Origin of the sequence: Sporolactobacillus mangiferae, assembly GCF_023336505.1 — a bacterium.
Classification (GTDB): Bacteria; Bacillota; Bacilli; order Bacillales; family Sporolactobacillaceae; genus Sporolactobacillus; species Sporolactobacillus mangiferae.
The window spans coordinates 311,979-325,672 of record NZ_JAMAST010000002.1; the positions used below are offsets into that span (position 1 = coordinate 311,979).

The window sequence follows — 13,694 nt, forward strand, 5'->3', positions numbered from 1 at the left end:
GTGCGTTACAGGCTCAGATCATTTCCGGTATTTCCCGACCTTTTCTTCGATCGATGTCCCTTGAGGCCGAAAGTGGATTTTGACTTCTGCTGCCACTTCATCAGCTCCCGCTTCCACGGTTGCATGGATGGTTTTTTTGACAACTTCCAGGAGTTCGTCCAGTTCACCCTCAAGAATCGTTTCCATTGCGGTAACTTCATATTTTACTCCGGATTCCTGAATGACTTTGATGGCTTCGTCCACCAAAGCATAAGTATCCTTTTTCTTTGAAAAGGGAAGAATCTGTAATCCTACATTGCTGATCGGCATTGGACCGCACCTCCTGAATTAGTCTTCGTCCCAGACCTTTACCTTTTGCATGATGTCACCGTTTTCCATCGCCAGCACGGCTTCTAAACCGCTTGTTACTTGTCCGAAAACGGTATGCACACCATCCAGATGCGGCTGCGGTTCGTGAACAATAAAAAACTGGCAGGAGCCGGTATCTCTTCCTGCGTGGGCCATTGACAGCGCACCGGCAACATGTTTGTTTGGATTTCCATCTGTCTCGCATTTAATCGTGTAACCGGCATCGCCCATACCTGTTCCGGTCGGATCACCGCCCTGGCTGACAAAACCCGGGATCACGCGATGGAAAGTCAAGCCGTCATAAAATCCGGAATTCGCCAGTTTTTCGAAATTAGCAACTGTATTCGGGGCATCTTCGGGAAAAAACTTGATCGTAATGTTTTCCCCGTTTGCCATCGTTATTGAACCCTTTTTCATGGAGTTCCTCCGCTCTCGCGCGTTCTGCGCGGTTTGTCTCAACGTTTCCTATTATATACAAAAATAAGTGCAATTGCAGATAAACTGATCAGCACACCCCCGGCGCAGTAACCGGCAATAATATCGGTAAAATAGTGAACGCGAAGAAACGGACGGCTGAAACCGATCAGCAAGATCAGCGTCAATCCGACCACCGCCCATGCAACACGTATCCACCGTGTTTTAATCAGCGGCAGCATAAGCAGGATCAGCAGGCCATACACGGTCGATGCATTCATGGCATGGCCGCTCGGAAAGCTGTAACCGGTCTCATGCACGAGATGAGGAAACGGAGGACGATTCCGCATCACCCAGTGTTTCAGCACACTATTTGCATACCGCTCAATAAGAAAAACAGCGGGCAGTAAAATCAGCGGCATAAATTTTTTGCGCAATAAAAAGTAAACCATAAATAAAGCAATCAGAAAAAACAAAAAGTTACTTGATGCCATATTCGTTATTTTTTTAAAAAAAGAAATCAGTTCAGGTGTTCTGATCAAATCCAGGCTCTTGATTAGCATACGATCAAATGCCTGAATCGCGGGCTGCCGAATCACAATCACCAGAATTAAGAAAACAAGCGCACAAATCATCCCTGTCCATAACCATGGAACCAGTGCTTCTCCCCTTTTCTTTTCTCCCATCACCATCATCCTCCCACCTTGAGGCATTTGCGCCGTTTATCAGCACTTCTTATGCTACGATAAAGATATTGCTTAAGCATGTCTCTTTGTATATTATCTAAGGGGATGAACTTTATGACCGATTTTTCTTTCACTCTTGAAGGTTCTTGGACAGGTTCATGGGACGGTAAAGGCATGATTCAGACAGCAGGGCTGAATTCGGCCATCTCCGTCGACTCATCGATGTCCGGACTTGGGATCGGAACGAACCCGGATGAACTGATGATCAGCGCGCTTGCCTCCTGTTACATGATTACGCTCGGCATCCGTTTGAAAAAGGAAGCCATCGCATACGCGCGTATCGATATACGTACGGAAGCCGTCGTTACAAACGAAGGCGGTCTTCAACTGGACCGGGTCGTCCACCATCCGCGTATCTTTCTAAAAGAAACGCTCACCGATGAATTAACAGAGCGACTTAGACAGTGTATCCAAAAGGCGGAACAAGACTGCGTGATGGCCAAGGCAGTCAGAGGGAATGTAGCCATCCGGATTGACCCGGCGTTTACATCCCTGATTTAATCCGACTCGTTTTTAAGCAGTGCCTTACCCTTGCGCAAAGCAATCTGAGCAGCAAGTGCTGACTGCCTGGTTTGGCGCACAGCATCCTGAACTTTGCTTTTTTTCTGTGTAAAATCAGATTGAAGCCGCGAAATATTCAGTGTCAGTTCATTTTTTTCATTCATGATCGCTGCAGATTGTTTTTCAACATCCGCGCCGGTTTTGGCAATTCTGGCTATTGAATGGTTCATCAGCTTTACGTTTTTTACCGAATATGCAGCAAAAAGAATGAGTGACACGGCAACAAGCGTTAAACTTAAATAGACAATAATCATCGGAAAACGCTCCTTCCACAGTTAACTCTAAGTGTATCATAGTCGATTATGAAGTCCCGAACAAAAGAACTCGCATTTCATGATCTTGTTCTTTTTTTTAGTCATTTGCTATACTGAACACAGTTTTGTCAATCCAGATAGAAAAAAAGGAGATCAACATGGAAAATAAAGTGGCATTGATTACCGGGGGGACACGCGGTATCGGCAAGGCCATTGCAGAAAAGTTCGCTCAAAACGGGTACAATCTGGTTTTAAATTATGCGCGAAAGAGCACGAATGCAGAAGAAACAAAAGAAGCCATTGAAAGCAAATACAAAGTAGTCGTTCAGATTGTCAAGGCCAATATTGGCGAGCTGAAACAAATTGACCAGTTATTCGACACTGCTGAATCCGTATTCGGCAGACTTGATGCGTTCATCAGCAATGCGGCATCCGGTGTTCAGCGCCCGCTCATGGATATCCAGGAAAAACATTGGGACTGGACACAGGACATCAATGCGAAGGCCTATCTGTTCGCTGCTCAGCGCGCGGCAAAACTGATGACTAAGACAGGCGGTGGACATATTGTTGCTCTATCCAGCCTCGGCGCCGTCCGCGCCCTGCCGAATTATGTTGTTGTCGGCGTTTCAAAGGCAGCGGTGGAGGCTATCACGCGTTATCTGGCCGTTGCCCTTGCACCTATGAATATTACTGTAAATACTGTTTCCGGCGGAGCCGTGGACACGGATGCACTCAAACATTTTCCAAATCGCGCAGAACTGTTGGAACAGGCAGCAAAGCACAATCCTGCCGGACGGATTGTTGAACCTCAGGATCTTGCCGAAGCGGTCTATTTTCTCTGCACACCTGCCGCATTCATGATTCGCGGTCAAACGATTACCGTTGACGGCGGACTTTCGCTACTCGCCGAATAACAGACAGCACATTTTTTCATGATTGATACAGAAAAAGCAGAACCGTGATCGTAAACGGTTCTGCTTTTTATTTGATCACGCCGCATAATACCCGTGCCCCCGCATTTCCGGAGGGATCGGTGACCTGATCATCGCCTTTTTCATGAATGATCAACGCTGAACCGTCGGCGTCTCTTAAAGAATTCGGCTTGCCTTCCTGCAGGGTCACCATAGGATTAAACACGACAGTTTTCACTCTTCCATGACTGTCAGCAAAGATATTAGGCATATCGCCCGCATGCGGACCTTCAGGATTTTTCAACCCATGTTTTTTATGTTGTGGGTTAAAATGAGCGCCTGCCGACATAAAATCCGGCGGTGTGCAGCTGCCGTATTCATGAAAATGAATGGCATGGATTCCCGGTTTTAATCCTTCTGCTTCCAGTTCAATGCGTACGCCCCGCGGTGTTTCCGTTAACTTTGCTGTACCCATTTCTTCATTTTTCGCATTGAGCAGCGATACAACCAGTGGCTCATGGTTGCTGTCTTTCGCATTGGCCATCATTTCAGGATGATGTTCATAGATAACCATAGCGACAGCAACAACCGCACAAAGAAGATAAATTAATTTTCGGTAGCTCACCCGAATCAACCTCCCGAGTGTAGGATGTACCGATGTGCCGCTTTTTACTCACAATATTATTTTGTTTTCGTGTAAAAAAACGGTGAAAATGCTATGATTTTATTTATAAATGCACAGGGAGGATGCTTATGAAAACAACTTTAAATGAATTCAGAAAATTCCTGGCGCGCGGTAATGTCATTGATCTTGCAGTAGCAGTGATTATAGGGTCGGCTTTTGGTCAAATTGTAAGCTCGCTTGTCAAAGACATTGTCATGCCGCCGATCGGTCTTCTCCTTGGCCGTGTGGATTTCAGCAGCCTTTATCTGAATTTATCCGGGCATGCCTACAGCAGCCTCAGCGCCGCTCAGAAAGCAGGCGCACCGACCATTAATTATGGGCTTTTCCTTAACCATGTCATTAATTTCTTTATTATTTCCTTAGTGATCTTTTTTGCGATTAAAATTCTATCCAGAACAGCACATAAGCAGGAAACCGAGACGACAACAAAACAATGCCCCTACTGTTTGTCGACAATCCCGGTTAAGGCAACAAAATGTGCGCATTGCACCGCCGATCTTCCAGATCAATCTGCACAGCCAACTCATGCACAATAGAATAACCATCAGGAGGTGTCTCAAAAGTCGATTGACAATGGGACACTTTTTTCGGAATGAAGCGCGGATAACGCGCGGAGCATTGCTTCTGATCGCGAGACAAAGGAAAACCCGCAGATTTCAGCTTGTCCGAGCAGCCACAGCGCCGATACAAAGCTAAAGGCATAAATCAATAAATCATGATCGGAGATTGTGGACCGGGCTTTGTCCGGGCTTTCTTAGGTTCAAGTGATCATTTTTTAGTGTGAGGAAACATTTTTGCTCAGTCTTATGTATAATAGGGATTAGAAAACTGGCCAATTGGCAAACCCTGGCACAGACAGAGGCACCGTTGCACTTAAAGTGAACATTAAGGTATTAAAATGCTGTTTTTGTGAGGTTGAAATCCGGTATGCATCTTTTAATTGGACTTGGGATCATTTTGTTTATCTGCGGAATCGTTTTGTTCTTGCTTAGAAAAAAAATGGATTTACCTAAATGGATCGACCGTCGCGCAAAAAAAGCGCAGCCATGGTGGCTCGCTGTAAGTATGATGTGCCTGATTGCCGGCATCTATTCAATGGTTGCTCCGATACTGACGGTCATGATGGGCGCTGATTATTGGATTCTTCTTTATATCGGACTCATCGGGTGCGCGATGCTGCTCATTTTAATTCTGCTGCCTCACTGACACCAGAAAGTGTCAGCGCCCGAATTTCAGTATGCACTAACCGATCACCGTCAAACGTACAATGATAATCCGCAGGTGCTTTGGCGCGATTAAGTATCTCTTTTAAAAAGAAACGAATGGTTGGGACTGTCCCGAAATTACTCTGAGAAAGAATCCAGGATACCTCTTTCATTGCCAGTATCCCTTCCCTTGTCGCTCTTGGAAGATGTTCCACCTCGCCCGATGGAACATGCGCAGTAAAGACATACATCCCCTGAACCGGTTCCGATTCCCCGTGCCAAGTCACGATTCCACGGAAAAACGGTTTAACCAGCCTGATCCCGGTTTCTTCCCAAACCTCACGAATGACGCAGGCTTCCGGCGTTTCCCCCGGTTCCAGCTTCCCGCCAACACCGTTCCATCCGCCCTGCCAGGGTGCCTTCTGCCGGTTAATCATAAGTAATTGATTATCGTTTTTTATAAACGCCAACGTATACTTCAGCATGAATTCCGCTTCACTTCCTGAATATGTACTTTTCTCGTGTTTCTCTGTATGCAATTATTATAGCAAAAATGCAATCCGGCAATGAAAGATTAATTCATAAATAGAATGTAAAAAATTAATTTTGTTCTTCACCGCAGATGGATATATTCATAAAAAATGTGGACTTTGCGTACTTAAACGTAATAAATTCATAAAAAATTCCGAAAAACAGGTAATAAAGTCAGCCCGTAGCTAGAAAAAAGCAATTGACAGAACGTTTGTTTGCATATAAACTATTATCAGAACATTTGTTCAAAACTAACTTTTTAGAGGTGATTACTGCATGGCCGATTCAAATTCAGAAGTGACTTTCAGCATTGTAACGCATTATGGAATTATTGCCACTGAAAACAGTGGTTGGACAAAGGAGCTGAATCTTGTCAGCTGGAATGCACGCGAGGCAAAATTTGATATTCGCAGCTGGGCTCCGGACAAGAAAAAAATGGGCCGTGGCATTACATTGACCAACGTGGAATGCGATACACTAAGAAATCTGCTGAACAGGCACTTTCCCTCTTCATCCACTCCCCAGCCGCAAAATAGTCAGCCTCCTCAGAATACACATCAGACTTTAGACATTCCTTTGCCAACGCGACCGGTACAATCTTAACCCTATCCCGTTTTATATTTTCCAGCTTGTAATTTTTTCGTATCCGTACCTGGCTTTCACTTCCCCTAACAATGCCTTCTGCATGTTCGCTCGATTTAGCTCATGTGAACGCTAGAAACTCCCAATAACATCTTATTGACACCAAACGTTTAATTCCATAAACTGAAAAAGAAATCATGGCGATTTGGTGACAAAATACAACAAATAAATCTACAAAACTTGATTTCTTGCGTTCATTTGATAGAGCCTGACAAAAAATGCAGTGGGAGCGATCATAATGAGGGAATATGAACTGCAAAAAAATACCGGTTTTAAAAAATGGTGGCAAATGCTTCGGCCACATACACTGTCCGCATCATTTGTTCCTGTTGCGCTTGGAACAGCACTTGTTTTCCCTGTAAAGAGCCCAAGTCCATCTCTGTTTATCGCAATGATGACTGCCTCAATGCTCATCCAGATTGCAACCAACCTATTCAACGAATACTTTGACTATAAGCGCGGACTCGATGATACGGAATCCGTTGGTATCGGCGGGAGTATTGTACGAGACGGCATTCATCCAAAAACCGTCCTTCATCTTGCTTTTTCGCTGTGTTTCGCTGCAATGCTGATCGGGGTCTACATTTGCGTAAACAGCAGCTGGTGGATCGCACTTGCTGGGTCAATTTGCATGCTTACCGGATACCTCTACTCCGGAGGTCCGTATCCGATCGCCTATACACCATTTGGCGAATTAATCTCGGGTCTGTTCATGGGTGTATTTATCATCTGGATCTCATTCTTTATCCAAACAGGAATGCTGACTGTAAACTGTATTCTGATTTCCATTCCAATCGGTATTCTGGTCGGCGGAATCAATATGGCTAATAACATAAGGGACCTTTCCAGAGATCAGGCAAAAGGCAGACATACTTTGCCGATTTTATTAGGGCAGCCAAGAGCCATCACGATGCTTGCCTTTCTTTTTACCTTTTCATATATCTGGATCATTGGACTGATGCTTTTACGCGTGGAATCCGCCTGGCTGCTGCTTGTATTTGCCAGTCTGCCAAAAGCCATTCAGGCGACTAAGCTATTTCGGAACAAGACGAAAGCAATCCAGATGATGCCTGCAATGAAAGCAACGGCGCAGATGCAAACTCTGTTTGGTATTTTGCTCTCGATTGGGCTGTTAATTGATCACTTCTTTTAATTGCCTGCTGAATCACGCTGCCTTTCTCCTCTGGTTGAACTATTCATAATCGGCGCTTATTTTTCGCGTCCTTTGAGGCTCGCTTTAACTTATCGAAATAAGATATGAGCGCGTATGTTCGCCTTTCAGTTCAGCAAACGGACAAAAAAGCAACGACCGTGTCTCATGAAATATAATTATTAAACCCGTTTACCTGCGATCGAGAATAATCAGTTGCCCTTTTAATTTAAGCGGGTGTATAATGGCTTTGTTAATTGAATATGATAATTCCTTCAGGGCAGGGTGAAATTCCCGACCGGCGGTATTGACGAGAAGTCAGAGTCCGCGAGCCGCAAGGCAGATCCGGTAAAAAGCCGGAACCGACAGTAGAGTCTGGATGAAAGAAGGGTCATGTAGCAGTGTCTTTTTTTCTGTGCATGTTTTGTTGCACCTTTAACGATTGATTGTGTTTGAGCCCGAGGAAATATTCCCTCGGGCTCTTTTATTTGGGTGACGCGCGAAACCATTCCTGAAGAAATGTCCATCCGCTCAATCATCCAAGTTTACGTGACGCTGCGCATGAGCCCCAATAATCTATATCTTACGGGGGTATCTGAAATGAATGCTTCATTAAAGAAACTTGTTCTGATTTCGCTGCTTGCAGCACTTGGCTTCCTGATTATGCTGATTGCTTTCCCGGTTCCTTTGCTGCCAGTATTCCTTACCCTGGACTTCAGTGATCTTCCGGCACTGGTTGGAGCACTGATTCTTGGTCCTGGGGCGGGAATTGCAATTGAGGCAATTAAAAATTGCTTACATGTACTTTTAGCCGGCTCACTGACCGTTGTGCCGGTCGGTGAATTTGCCAACTTTGTCGCAGGCTCGATTTTCATCGTCGTCACCTGGCTTTTCTATCGACGTAAATCGACTGCTCTTTCGCTCCTTGCCGGTATGGGAACTGCCACCCTTTTAATGACCGTCATTATGGCCGTGGTAAACTATTATCTTGTTTTTCCGGGCTATGCGCTGTTCCTTGGTCTTAGCGTTGACGCTGCTGTCGGCATGGCTCAATCCGCAAACCGGAGCATACACAGCCTGCTCACACTGATTGTTTATGGCGTCATGCCCTTTAATTTACTTAAAGGAATCATTCTTACATTAATTATGCTTCCAGTCAGCGCGCGGCTGAAAAAATTCATTCAAAAACGTGCAGCTCTCTGACGTAAGGAAAACCAGGCAACCCTATCTGCAATCTTCGGATCTGTTCGTCGCTATGTCTGCTTGCTTCGCAGACACAGCGACGCTTCGATGCTTAAGCATGACAAAAGACACCCGCGTAAAAAACACGTGAGTGTCTTTTGTCATACAAACATTAATAGACGTAGGCAGTACCTACAATGATCAGCAAAATGAACAGAACAACGATTAACGCAAAGCTGCCGCTGTATCCGCCGCTTGGTGCACCCATATCGTCACTCGCTCCTTCATTTGATATTTATTGAGCATGCGTCTCGGCTCAATACTACATGGTATGCAGGTGTCTTTATTTGGTGTGGACATCAAGGATTAATTCCTCCACGGCTTTTCCAGGGTAAGCTTGTCGATAAATGTCTTCGTGTCTTTCCTTCGATTTTTACGGCGTAAATAACGGTCCTCCGCTGAATCGAAAAGAAAACGCTCCTCCTCACTTTCTGGAACCACTCCAGGTACCGGCTGCGGCTTCCCGGCATTGTCTAACGCGACAAACGTCAAAAAACAGGTCGTGCATAAATGGCGTGCTCCTGTTCGCAGATTTTCTTCAACGATTTTGACAAACACTTCCATTGAAGTATGATGTGCCCAGGTAACAAAAGCTTCCAGACATACAGCTGAACCGGCATGAATCGGACGCAAAAAATCAACGGAATCAATCGATGCAGTTACGACAAGACTTCGTGCATGCCGTGTGGCTGCAATTGCAGCAATATTATCCACATGCATCATGAGTTTCCCTCCGAAAAATGTACCGTGATTATTCGTATCATTCGGTAATACATGAACGGAAGTTACTGACAAGGACTCACTTGCTTTTTTTGCCTCCATAAATGAATCGCTCCTTAGACTAACTAAATATATCGATCTTTCCTGAAATTTCATTCGGATCAATTTACATATTCTGATTACCAAACATTTTATATCTATTGTAGCTCACTTTTATGGCTACCGATACAAAGCGGCCGAGAAAAACGCAAGATTTTTCCTTTTTGGACAAGCGATCCGAGAATTCTTCATGTACATTTTTTTCCATAAAAAAATATAAATTTTTAGCGAAAATTGTATTGACAAAATGAATAATATTGATCTAGTGTTACAGAACTGTAATGTTGTTAAAACATGCCTGAGATATTCACACGCTAGAATAACCCTTGTTGGATGGGAACCAAGTGCCAAGCACTTGGCTTGATCACCTAAGGAGGTTCTTTATGAATATCATTAAAAGGCTGACGGCCATGACGAGCTTAACTGTATGTCTCGGTATTTTGACGCCGACGACAATTGCTCTCGCCAAGACGGGCAGTACAAATGATAGCCACAATATCAAAAATAAGAATCCTGAACGCATTCATGCGGTAGGGTTCGCAGCAAACACTCCGACGAGTCAAACAGACAATCAAGAAGTTAACATAATATTCGGAAATAGTTTGCTTCAGCAAGGAGATTCCGGACCAAAAGTCGAGGAACTTCAAGCTGTGCTTCAAAAGCTGGGTTATTACAGCGGTGAAATTGACGGCAAATTCAGCGATCAGACGCTACAGGCTGTCAACGCGTTTGAAGCAAATCAGGGAAACAGCAAGCGCGGCCTTATCGGTTCTGACACAAAAACAGCACTCTATACAGTATATCGCCAAACCGATGAAGCAAAAGAAAATCAAAAACGGCTTGCTGAAATTAAATCCCAAGAAAAAAAAGAAGCCAAAGAGCGAGCACAAAAAGCCGCCGAAGCAAAGGCGAAAAAAATAGCTGAAGAAGCAGCACGAAAGGCAGCAAACGAGGCAGCGAAAAAAGCCGCCGAGCGTGAAAAAGAGGCCGCAAAAGATAAGGCAGACGTGGAAAACACCACGAGTCCTGCTCAATCACAATCTACTGCGCCATCCGGGAAAACCATTACCGTTGAAGCAACGAGCTATTCGCTGGGCGGTCGCTCAGCTACAGGTATTGACTTTCACAGCAATCCAGGCGCAAAAGTAATTGCAGTTGACCCGAGCGTTATCCCGCTTGGATCTCGTGTCAGGATTCCCGGATACGGTATCTACACCGCTGGTGACACAGGTGGAGCGATTAAAGGAAATCGTATTGATGTCCACTTTGCGACACGCGCACAGGCACTTAATTTTGGGCGAAAAACATTAACTGTTACCATCCTTCATTAATAAACCAAAGCTTGTCTGATCACAATCAGGCAGGCTTTTTTTATACTCTATGAACCATCCATGACTCGCTTAAGGAAGCAAGGACGCCGCTTGAACGAAAATACCACGGGATAGAACAGAGAAATGCCCGGCAGCGGATAAGCCACCGAGCATCCTCTTAACAGCAGCATTCAGGCTATCTGTTGGTTATTTTTCAATGCGATAATGAATTTTCTGCCTTTCAAGATGTTTTTCAATTCCGAGTTCAATCAGCTTCTCAATCAGCTTTCGATAGGAAAGGCCAGTATGTTGCCAGAGGAGCGGAAACATACTGAATTGCGTAAAGCCAGGCATCGTGTTCACCTCATTGATGATCACACGCTGATCCTTATCACGGATAAACACATCGACACGTGCCAGACCAGACAGGTTCAATACGGAAAAAGCACGTTTCGCAACTTCTTCCAGTTCTGCCTGAACTTTATCAGGCAAATCGGCTGGAATCACTAAAGTGCTCTCACCTTCCTGATACTTGGACTGATAGTCATAGAAAGATGCATTTTTCGTAATAATTTCACCTGGAACGGAAACAGAGAGTTCATGATTGCCGATGACACCGATTTCCACTTCACGTCCAACGATTCCTTCCTCAATAATTACCTTGGAGTCGTACAGGAATGCTTCCGTTACAGCGGCTGAGAGTTCTGTCTCGCTCAGGCATTTGCTGATACCGACACTCGAGCCACAATTTGCCGGCTTCACAAAGCAAGGATAACCGATCATATTTTTGATCTTCAAAATGACTTTCGGCGCGTCGTGATCCCAGTCATAGCGTGAAACCGATGCATACTTCGGACCTGGAATGCCATGAGCCGCGAAGACATCCTTCATGAGCACTTTATCCATTCCGACGCTCGATCCTGCCACACCAGAGCCGACATAGGCAATATTCAGCAGCTCGAACAGGCCTTGAACCGTACCGTCCTCCCCGTTCGGTCCATGAAGCAGCGGAAAAACAATATCCGGACGCCGGACATTTACCGGTGCTGATGGAGCGAGCCAATGCTGAACCAGCGCCTCCGCCTCTGCATTTTCTTTAAGCAGCAGCTGATCCTTATAAGCAAGCTTCTCAGTGATTTCATCTCCGGCAATCCATCTGCCGTCCTGCTTAATGTAAACAGGAAGCACGCGATATTCAGTTAAATCGATTGCATTGATAACGGAAAAAGCTGTAAGCAGTGAAATTTCGTACTCTGTCGATTTTCCGCCATATAAAACTGCAACTGTTTTTTTTTCATTTGCCATACTCAAATTCCTCAATTCCTTAGCTGTTTATGATTACCTGGCTTTGCCCAGCCTCTTGCCCGCGAAGCCGCCGTCGCACTTACAAACTTTTTATTTTCCTATAATATGGAACACCTGACTTCTTTGAGGCTGAAAGGCTTCACCCAGCTGGCTATTATTTTCTCTGCAGATCCAAAGAAAATTCTGGGGCGGCAGACTCCAGAAAAGCGTCAGAAAAGCTGCCTGACAATTACTTAGTTTAGCATAATCTTATCCAGAGCGAACTGACTTCCAGAAAAAAACATAATTTCTATCAGGCCGGCTATTTTCCAGTCCGTTCTGCGTGCTCCAAATAGTTTATTCGCTCTAACATCGTTGGGTGATCATACTGAATCCATTTTACGAGTGGCGGAGGATTCATCTCACTCAGGCTGGAGGCCGACAGCTTCTGAAAAGAGGAAATAGCCGCTTTTTTATCCTGAGTCATTTCGATGGCGTATTGATCAGCCTGCCGTTCGAAATGCCGTGAGGCCGCATTTTGCACTGGCTCTGCGGCAAACGACAAAAGTGACAGTATCAGCAGCAGCATGGGCAGCGCGGCCAGGTCACCCGGATGAAAGACATTTATTCTCGCACCCCAGCGCACACTTGCCCACAGATGTATTTTGGCTGCAAGCCAGAGAATGACGAGAAGGCCGCCAAGCGCCAGCACAGTCCCCCAAATAATATGATGCATCACATAATGTCCCATCTCATGAGCCATGACAAACAGAACCTCACGATGATTGAGGCGGTGGACCGTTGTATCCCACAACACGATCCGCAAATGTGAACCAATGCCATTCACATAAGCATTCATTGCATTGGTCTCATTTGACATGTCCACTTCATAAACATTGTGAGCGGGTATACCGGCCCTCGTCGCCAAATTCAAAATTTCCGATTTCAGCTCACCATCCTGAAGCGGCTGGAAATGATTGTAGAGCGGATCAATGACAACAGGCTGGATGTACATCATAAACAGAATAAACGGGATCGCCAGCAACCATGCCGGAAACCACCAACCCCGCGGGTATCTGCGAATCAAGAAAAAGACGGCACTCATACAGACAAAACCGGTCAGCGTGCTGATTGCTGTGCTGATCCCCTGATCCTTCAGCCAGTCCGTTAATGGCTGAACGGAGATGCCATAATACAATGATAGCTGATAAGAGGCAAAGTCAACCGGCAGGAATACAAGCGCTGTAATGAGCGTCAGCGCAACATAGCAGAGAAACAGCTGCACGAGAAAAAAAGGTGATAGCCGCTCTGCATGTTTCCTGAGCCATAGAGAGATACCGCCAATCAGCACAATTAAATAGATTCCCCAGTCAAGCGGAATCGCTGCAAAAGAAAGAAAATGCCGCCATGCATTTAAATGATCTGCTTCCCCCAGCTGCTGCCGGCTCATAAACAAAGAAGGGTCAACTGCAGTTCCTTTCATCTTATCCGGTATACCTGATTTGACTAAAGTAAAAAAGTAGATGGCCATGACAAGCAAATAGAGTGTATATAAAGCGACAAACCAGAAAATCAGTTTTTTTCTCCTCAAG

Annotated in this window: 18 protein-coding genes and 1 riboswitch; of the genes, 8 read left to right on the forward strand and 10 right to left on the reverse strand. The window is 45.2% G+C overall.

What is annotated here, in order from left to right:
- Positions 1 to 18: 18 nt before the first annotated feature.
- Genes M3N64_RS03815 through M3N64_RS03825 form a run of 3 tightly spaced genes read right to left on the reverse strand, consistent with a single transcriptional unit; the run spans position 19 to position 1,448 of the window.
- On the reverse strand, positions 19 to 309 hold the full coding sequence (locus tag M3N64_RS03815) for a thiamine-binding protein (protein WP_249098275.1): 291 nt from the start codon (positions 307 to 309) through the stop codon (positions 19 to 21).
- A gap of 18 nt (positions 310 to 327) precedes the next feature.
- Positions 328 to 765, reverse strand: a complete 438-nt coding sequence (locus tag M3N64_RS03820) for a peptidylprolyl isomerase (RefSeq protein WP_249098279.1) — start codon at positions 763 to 765, stop codon at positions 328 to 330.
- A gap of 38 nt (positions 766 to 803) precedes the next feature.
- Positions 804 to 1,448 carry a phosphatase PAP2 family protein gene (locus M3N64_RS03825; RefSeq protein ID WP_249098281.1) on the reverse strand — a complete coding sequence of 215 codons (645 nt, stop codon included), beginning with the start codon at positions 1,446 to 1,448 and terminating at the stop codon, positions 804 to 806.
- Between the two features lie 114 nt (positions 1,449 to 1,562).
- Here M3N64_RS03825 and M3N64_RS03830 point away from each other — a divergent pair, with 114 nt between their 5' ends.
- Complete coding sequence (locus tag M3N64_RS03830; RefSeq protein ID WP_249098283.1) at positions 1,563 to 2,009, forward strand: OsmC family protein; 447 nt, start codon at positions 1,563 to 1,565, stop codon at positions 2,007 to 2,009.
- On the opposite strand, the gene M3N64_RS03835 is transcribed toward M3N64_RS03830, so the two are convergent.
- Positions 2,006 to 2,323, reverse strand: coding sequence for a hypothetical protein (locus tag M3N64_RS03835; protein ID WP_249098285.1), 318 nt, complete (start codon positions 2,321 to 2,323; stop codon positions 2,006 to 2,008). The genes M3N64_RS03830 and M3N64_RS03835 overlap by 4 nt on opposite strands.
- A 158-nt stretch (positions 2,324 to 2,481) precedes the next feature.
- On the opposite strand from M3N64_RS03835, the gene fabL reads away from it, so the two are divergent.
- Positions 2,482 to 3,237, forward strand: coding sequence for an enoyl-[acyl-carrier-protein] reductase FabL (gene fabL / locus M3N64_RS03840; RefSeq protein ID WP_249098287.1), 756 nt, complete (start codon positions 2,482 to 2,484; stop codon positions 3,235 to 3,237).
- A gap of 67 nt (positions 3,238 to 3,304) precedes the next feature.
- On the opposite strand, the gene M3N64_RS03845 is transcribed toward fabL, so the two are convergent.
- The gene (locus tag M3N64_RS03845) at positions 3,305 to 3,859 is read right to left on the reverse strand and encodes a superoxide dismutase family protein (protein WP_249098289.1); all 555 of its coding nucleotides are present in this window, start codon (positions 3,857 to 3,859) and stop codon (positions 3,305 to 3,307) included.
- Between the two features lie 128 nt (positions 3,860 to 3,987).
- Between M3N64_RS03845 and mscL the strand changes: the two genes are divergently transcribed.
- Together mscL and M3N64_RS03855 are read left to right on the forward strand one after the other, a co-directional pair.
- Positions 3,988 to 4,455 carry a large conductance mechanosensitive channel protein MscL gene (mscL, locus tag M3N64_RS03850; RefSeq protein WP_249098292.1) on the forward strand — a complete coding sequence of 156 codons (468 nt, stop codon included), beginning with the start codon at positions 3,988 to 3,990 and terminating at the stop codon, positions 4,453 to 4,455.
- A 391-nt stretch (positions 4,456 to 4,846) separates the two neighbouring features.
- On the forward strand, positions 4,847 to 5,125 hold the full coding sequence (locus tag M3N64_RS03855) for a hypothetical protein (RefSeq protein ID WP_249098293.1): 279 nt from the start codon (positions 4,847 to 4,849) through the stop codon (positions 5,123 to 5,125).
- On the opposite strand, the gene M3N64_RS03860 is transcribed toward M3N64_RS03855, so the two are convergent.
- Positions 5,100 to 5,609 carry an NUDIX hydrolase gene (locus M3N64_RS03860; protein ID WP_249098295.1) on the reverse strand — a complete coding sequence of 170 codons (510 nt, stop codon included), beginning with the start codon at positions 5,607 to 5,609 and terminating at the stop codon, positions 5,100 to 5,102. The genes M3N64_RS03855 and M3N64_RS03860 overlap by 26 nt on opposite strands.
- 322 nt (positions 5,610 to 5,931) lie before the next feature.
- Here M3N64_RS03860 and M3N64_RS03865 point away from each other — a divergent pair, with 322 nt between their 5' ends.
- The 3 genes from M3N64_RS03865 (at position 5,932) to M3N64_RS03875 (ending at position 8,650) form a co-directional block, all read left to right on the forward strand.
- Positions 5,932 to 6,258, forward strand: a complete 327-nt coding sequence (locus M3N64_RS03865; protein WP_249098300.1) for a YdbC family protein — start codon at positions 5,932 to 5,934, stop codon at positions 6,256 to 6,258.
- 277 nt (positions 6,259 to 6,535) lie between these two features.
- Positions 6,536 to 7,450: a 1,4-dihydroxy-2-naphthoate polyprenyltransferase gene (locus M3N64_RS03870; RefSeq protein ID WP_249098302.1), complete on the forward strand. Its 915-nt coding sequence runs from the start codon at positions 6,536 to 6,538 to the stop codon at positions 7,448 to 7,450.
- A 264-nt stretch (positions 7,451 to 7,714) separates the two neighbouring features.
- Positions 7,715 to 7,842: riboswitch (FMN riboswitch) on the forward strand.
- A 205-nt stretch (positions 7,843 to 8,047) separates the two neighbouring features.
- Positions 8,048 to 8,650: an ECF transporter S component gene (locus M3N64_RS03875; RefSeq protein WP_249098305.1), complete on the forward strand. Its 603-nt coding sequence runs from the start codon at positions 8,048 to 8,050 to the stop codon at positions 8,648 to 8,650.
- A gap of 151 nt (positions 8,651 to 8,801) precedes the next feature.
- Here the strand turns inward: M3N64_RS03875 and M3N64_RS03880 are convergent, their stop codons facing one another.
- On the reverse strand, positions 8,802 to 8,897 hold the full coding sequence (locus M3N64_RS03880) for a YjcZ family sporulation protein (RefSeq protein WP_093673370.1): 96 nt from the start codon (positions 8,895 to 8,897) through the stop codon (positions 8,802 to 8,804).
- A 98-nt stretch (positions 8,898 to 8,995) separates the two neighbouring features.
- A complete protein-coding gene (locus M3N64_RS03885) occupies positions 8,996 to 9,511 on the reverse strand; it encodes an acyl-CoA thioesterase (protein ID WP_249098308.1) in 516 nt (171 codons plus the stop codon).
- A 380-nt stretch (positions 9,512 to 9,891) separates the two neighbouring features.
- Here M3N64_RS03885 and M3N64_RS03890 point away from each other — a divergent pair, with 380 nt between their 5' ends.
- Positions 9,892 to 10,839, forward strand: coding sequence for a 3D domain-containing protein (locus M3N64_RS03890; protein WP_249098311.1), 948 nt, complete (start codon positions 9,892 to 9,894; stop codon positions 10,837 to 10,839).
- Between the two features lie 186 nt (positions 10,840 to 11,025).
- On the opposite strand, the gene M3N64_RS03895 is transcribed toward M3N64_RS03890, so the two are convergent.
- Complete coding sequence (locus M3N64_RS03895) at positions 11,026 to 12,123, reverse strand: D-alanine--D-alanine ligase (protein ID WP_249098314.1); 1,098 nt, start codon at positions 12,121 to 12,123, stop codon at positions 11,026 to 11,028.
- 301 nt (positions 12,124 to 12,424) lie between these two features.
- Positions 12,425 to 13,693, reverse strand: coding sequence for a M48 family metallopeptidase (locus M3N64_RS03900; RefSeq protein ID WP_249098318.1), 1,269 nt, complete (start codon positions 13,691 to 13,693; stop codon positions 12,425 to 12,427).
- Position 13,694 lies beyond the last annotated feature (1 nt).

Coding starts and splice junctions, on each gene's coding strand:
- M3N64_RS03815 (WP_249098275.1), bottom strand. CDS start 309: ATGCCGATCAGCAATGTAGGATTACAGATTCTTCCCTTTTCAAAGAAA.
- M3N64_RS03880 (WP_093673370.1), bottom strand. CDS start 8,897: ATGGGTGCACCAAGCGGCGGATACAGCGGCAGCTTTGCGTTAATCGTT.
- M3N64_RS03830 (WP_249098283.1), top strand. CDS start 1,563: ATGACCGATTTTTCTTTCACTCTTGAAGGTTCTTGGACAGGTTCATGG.
- M3N64_RS03835 (WP_249098285.1), bottom strand. CDS start 2,323: ATGATTATTGTCTATTTAAGTTTAACGCTTGTTGCCGTGTCACTCATT.
- M3N64_RS03865 (WP_249098300.1), top strand. CDS start 5,932: ATGGCCGATTCAAATTCAGAAGTGACTTTCAGCATTGTAACGCATTAT.
- M3N64_RS03870 (WP_249098302.1), top strand. CDS start 6,536: ATGAGGGAATATGAACTGCAAAAAAATACCGGTTTTAAAAAATGGTGG.
- M3N64_RS03825 (WP_249098281.1), bottom strand. CDS start 1,448: ATGGGAGAAAAGAAAAGGGGAGAAGCACTGGTTCCATGGTTATGGACA.
- M3N64_RS03885 (WP_249098308.1), bottom strand. CDS start 9,511: ATGGAGGCAAAAAAAGCAAGTGAGTCCTTGTCAGTAACTTCCGTTCAT.
- mscL (WP_249098292.1), top strand. CDS start 3,988: ATGAAAACAACTTTAAATGAATTCAGAAAATTCCTGGCGCGCGGTAAT.
- M3N64_RS03855 (WP_249098293.1), top strand. CDS start 4,847: ATGCATCTTTTAATTGGACTTGGGATCATTTTGTTTATCTGCGGAATC.
- fabL (WP_249098287.1), top strand. CDS start 2,482: ATGGAAAATAAAGTGGCATTGATTACCGGGGGGACACGCGGTATCGGC.
- M3N64_RS03860 (WP_249098295.1), bottom strand. CDS start 5,609: ATGCTGAAGTATACGTTGGCGTTTATAAAAAACGATAATCAATTACTT.
- M3N64_RS03895 (WP_249098314.1), bottom strand. CDS start 12,123: ATGGCAAATGAAAAAAAAACAGTTGCAGTTTTATATGGCGGAAAATCG.
- M3N64_RS03820 (WP_249098279.1), bottom strand. CDS start 765: ATGAAAAAGGGTTCAATAACGATGGCAAACGGGGAAAACATTACGATC.
- M3N64_RS03875 (WP_249098305.1), top strand. CDS start 8,048: ATGAATGCTTCATTAAAGAAACTTGTTCTGATTTCGCTGCTTGCAGCA.
- M3N64_RS03890 (WP_249098311.1), top strand. CDS start 9,892: ATGAATATCATTAAAAGGCTGACGGCCATGACGAGCTTAACTGTATGT.